Source organism: Mesorhizobium sp. M4B.F.Ca.ET.143.01.1.1, from assembly GCF_004792275.1.
In the GTDB taxonomy this organism is placed as follows: domain Bacteria; phylum Pseudomonadota; class Alphaproteobacteria; order Rhizobiales; family Rhizobiaceae; genus Mesorhizobium; species Mesorhizobium abyssinicae.
Genome location: NZ_SRSR01000047.1, coordinates 1 through 2,246, shown reverse-complemented (window position 1 = coordinate 2,246; position 2,246 = coordinate 1). Strand labels below are relative to the sequence as shown.

Annotated in this window: 2 protein-coding genes; both read left to right on the top strand. The window is 56.3% G+C overall.

Translation table 11 applies throughout. The features are described from left to right. Window positions 1–78: 78 nt before the first annotated feature. The gene (locus tag EN786_RS35850) at window positions 79–1,302 is read left to right on the top strand and encodes an aromatic ring-hydroxylating dioxygenase subunit alpha (protein ID WP_189524370.1); all 1,224 of its coding nucleotides are present in this window, start codon (window positions 79–81) and stop codon (window positions 1,300–1,302) included. Between the two features lie 226 nt (window positions 1,303–1,528). Further along, window positions 1,529–2,239 carry a PDR/VanB family oxidoreductase gene (locus EN786_RS35845; protein WP_210238924.1) on the top strand — a complete coding sequence of 237 codons (711 nt, stop codon included), beginning with the start codon at window positions 1,529–1,531 and terminating at the stop codon, window positions 2,237–2,239. Window positions 2,240–2,246: the final 7 nt, after the last annotated feature.

The following is a 2,246-nucleotide window of genomic DNA, read 5'->3' as shown; positions in this document are numbered from 1 at the left end:
CGTTTATATAGGGCAATCGTAGCATTTGGAATGCCGTTCCATTAAGAGGAGATACTTGGGATGGAGGATGCATGCATCATGAGTGTTCAGGGCCTGGCGGCACGGCAACGGGAAGGCCACTCGCTCGATCGCGCGTTCTATGTTGATCGGAACATATTCGAACGCGACTTGGAGGCGATATTTGCCAAGCAATGGCTCCTGGTCGACCACATTTCATCCATTCCTGAGCCAGGGGATTATGTCACCTATGAGATAGCTGGCGAGTCTATCGTGGTTATTCGTGGGGCGAATGGAGATATCCATGCCCACTACAATGTCTGCCGCCACCGGGGCAGTCGCGTCTGCCTTGCTTCCAAGGGCAAGGTTCGGACCTTCACCTGCCCCTACCACGGGTGGGTGTATGGTCTGGATGGTCGTCTAATCCACGCTAAGAACATGGCCGAGGGTTTTGATCGCGAACAATGGGGCCTGCATTCTTGTCCTGTGCGGGTCTGTGAGGGATTGATCTTCATCTTCATTGGCGCAGCGGAGGATGCGCCGGATTTTAGTGCGATCGAGGCGGAGATTCTTCCCTTTTTGAAACCGCACGGTCTAACACGTGCGAAGATCGCGCATACTGAGATCTACGCTACGCCCGGAAACTGGAAGCTAACGGTGGAGAATTTTCGTGAGTGCTACCATTGCGCGATGTCCCATCCGGAGTATACGGCCGTCAACTCCTTCGTGAAGATCAATGACGCCGCGCCAGGGTCATTTGAACGTACGGTGCTCGCCGCTTGGGGGGAAACGGAGAGGGAACTGGGGCGCGTCTCTGGAACTGCCGGGCTTGAGGACGGGCCACAGCCTTATCTAGCTCGGCGAGTACCAATTCAGGAAGGCTGGCAGACATTATCCCAAGACGGCCAACCGGTCGCCCCGCTCATGGGGACCTTCAAGGAGTTCGACGGGGCCGAGACACATGTATGGCTCGGAACGCAATCCGCAATAAGTTGCACCAGTGATCATGTGACGCTGTTTCGGTTTACGCCGGTGGATCCGACCCACACGGAAGTGCGGCTCACTTGGCTGGTGGACATGGACGCGAGGGAGGGTGTCGATTACGACATAGATCGCTTGAAATGGATGTGGCATGTGACCACGCTCCAGGACACAAAGCTTATTACCGACAATCAGCTTGGAGTGAATTCGCGTCGCTACTCGCCAGGGCCGTACTCGGTTCGCGAGAGCAGGACGTCCGCTTTCATTTCGTGGTATTTGGGTCGGCTGACGATGGATAATTCAGGTGCGGACAGTCACAGTTAGCCGCATTAAGGATGAGGCTCTTGACATACGTTCATACGAACTGATCGATCCACAAGGTGCGCCCCTTCCCCCATTCAGTGCGGGCGCACACATTGATTTGCACTTGGCGGATAAGTGGGTTCGGTCCTACTCGTTGTGCAACGATCCTCAGGAGCGACACCGCTATCTAATCACCGTTCTTCGCGAGTCGGCCGGGCGCGGAGGCTCTGTATTTGTACACGAGAAATTGGCCGAGGGCAGCAGGGTTCCCATCTCGGAACCCCAGAATAACTTCCCACTGTTGCATAAGGCGAAGCACCATACTCTGATCGCTGGTGGGATCGGCATCACGCCCCTTCTCTCCATGGCCCGGCACCTCGAGGCAACCGGCGGAAGCTACAAGTTGTACTATTGCGCCAGCAATCCAATGAGGACCGCATTTCGAAATGTGCTTGCTGCCCCACCTTTCAACCGGCGCACGACGATGCACTTTAATTTTGGCGATCCGCACGGCAGGTTAGATGTCGCCTCGCTTCTTCGGCGGCAAATGGAAGGGCAGCACGTCTATTGCTGCGGGCCCTCCAGTCTCATCGAAGCCGTGAGAGTTGCCACGCAGGCGTGGTGCGCTGGTACAGTTCATTTCGAACGGTTCAAGGTGGATCCGAAATCAGCAACAGATCCGGCACTAAATTCCTCGTTCGAAATCGAGATCGCCTCCACAGGTCAAGTTCTCATCGCACCTGCTGACAAGTCCATCCTGCAGGTGCTCCGGGAGAACGGCATATCGCACACCAGTTCCTGCGAAGAAGGCATCTGCGGCACCTGTGCGACGGGCCTACTTAGCGGTCGCGCCGAACACCGGGATTCCGTTCTGACCGAGGAGGAGAAGACAGCACACACCGTTCTCATGGTCTGTTGCTCGCGCGCGGCCACAAAGCGCCTGAAGCTCGATCTGTAGTGTCGCG